Origin of the sequence: Mesorhizobium sp. M4A.F.Ca.ET.022.05.2.1 (assembly GCF_003998845.1) — a bacterium.
Taxonomy (GTDB): domain Bacteria; phylum Pseudomonadota; class Alphaproteobacteria; order Rhizobiales; family Rhizobiaceae; genus Mesorhizobium.
Genome location: NZ_RZOJ01000667.1, coordinates 1 through 1826, shown reverse-complemented (window position 1 = coordinate 1826; position 1826 = coordinate 1). Strand labels below are relative to the sequence as shown.

Genomic DNA, 1826 nt, shown 5'->3' with positions numbered 1-1826 from the left:
GGAAGGGACGCTGCGAGGTGCATGAGCGCTTCAGTGCGAACGACATTCGCGATCTGCGCGAGGCCCATCCGGGTGTGACCGTGCTTGCCCATCCAGAATGCCCACCGGAGGTGGTCGCCGAAGCGGACTTCGCCGGCTCGACGGCGGCGATGTCCGACTATGTCGGACGACACAAACCGGCGCGCGTCGTGCTGATGACCGAATGCTCGATGAGCGACAACGTCGCGGTCGAGCACCCGGACGTGGATTTTGTGCGTCCGTGCAACCTTTGCCCGCACATGAAACGCATCACGCTTCGTAACATCCGCAGCGCGATCGAGGAAAACCGTCACGTCATCACGATCGATCCGCGTGTCGCCGAGCGGGCCCGCTGGGCCGTCGAGCGCATGCTCTTCGTATGACCCCAGACGTCCATGACATTGGCGGGGCGCCGGTCATTGTCGGCGCTGGCATCGCCGGCCTGATGACCGCGCTTCACCTGGCGCCACAGCCGGTCGTTATTCTTTCCCGCGCTCCGCTCGGAACCGAAACCTCAAGCACGTTGGCCCAGGGCGGCCTTGCCGCGAGCCTGGGGGACGACGACAGTCCCGAACTCCATCTGACCGACACGCTTGCTGCCGGCGACGGCCTTTGCAATGAAGCGATCGCCAGGCGAGTCGTCGAGTCAGTCCCCGCAGCCGTCGACCACCTCATTCGTCTGGGCGCTCCTTTCGACCGCGCGTTAGACGGAAAACTGCTGCTCGGCCTGGAGGCGGCTCATTCGCGGCGCCGCATTGTCCATGCCGCCGGTGATGCCACCGGCCGCGAGTTGTTCAGCACGCTGCTCGCCGTGGCGCGGCGAACCCGTTCGATCACAATCATGGAAGGTGCGACAGCCCTTCGCCTGGTCGTTGCAGAGGGCGGCGTTGTGGGCTTGTTGGCCGTCCTGCACAGTGGCGTGTTTGCTTTGCCCACCCGCCGTGTGGTGCTTGCGACTGGCGGTATCGGCGGCCTCTTTGGCGAAACCACGAACCCGCTTTCCTCATATGGGCATGGCCTTGCGCTGGCCGCCTGTGCCGGCGCGGAGCTCGCCGATTTGGAATTCGTGCAGTTCCACCCGACCGCGCTCGACACGCCGCGCCGGCCAATGCCGCTTATAAGCGAAGCGGTACGGGGCGAAGGCGCGGTGCTGGTGGACGAATACGGTCACCGCTTCCTTGCCGCTATACCTGGCGCTGAATTCGCATCGCGCGACGTGGTCGCCCGCGCAATCGCCAATCAGCTTGCCGCCGGGCATCGTGTCTATCTCGACGCCCGGCGATGCCTCGGGCAAAAATTCGCAAAACGCTTCCCGGCGATCGACGCCGCTTGCAAGCAGGCCGGCATTGATCCGGCCATGGAGCCCATTCCCGTGCGTCCGGCGGCTCACTATCACATGGGCGGCGTGGCGGTAGACGCTGAAGGGCGCAGTTCCGTTGGCGGCTTGTGGGCCTGCGGCGAGGTCGCATGCACAGGGCTGCATGGCGCCAATCGTCTCGCCAGCAACTCGCTGACCGAAGCCATTGCAACAGCCGCCTGGGTCGCGGCAAGTGTGGCCGGGACCTCAACCGGCCGGCAATGGCCCAGGCTGCCGGCAGTCTTTCCATTGCGACCCGACCCTTCACCTTTACGCCAACTTGTCTCTAATGCGCTTGGCATCTTTCGAAATGGCAAAGCGCTGCGCGAGGCGATCCCGACCCTTCTACCGATCGCCGTTGGCGAGACCGCCACGGCCGACCCGGCCCTGGTTGCGCTGTTGATCGCGATCGCGGCATTTCGGCGCGAGGAGAGCCGCGGTTCGCACTACC

Annotated in this window: 2 protein-coding genes; both read left to right on the top strand. The window is 65.3% G+C overall.

What is annotated here, in order from left to right; all coding sequences use genetic code 11:
• A partial coding sequence (gene nadA / locus EN745_RS34350; protein WP_189363259.1) for a quinolinate synthase NadA occupies positions 1-401 on the top strand: 401 nt, incomplete at its 5' end.
• On the top strand, positions 398-1826 hold a 1429-nt coding region (locus EN745_RS34345), incomplete at its 3' end, for an L-aspartate oxidase (protein WP_127423279.1). The genes nadA and EN745_RS34345, both read left to right, overlap by 4 nt.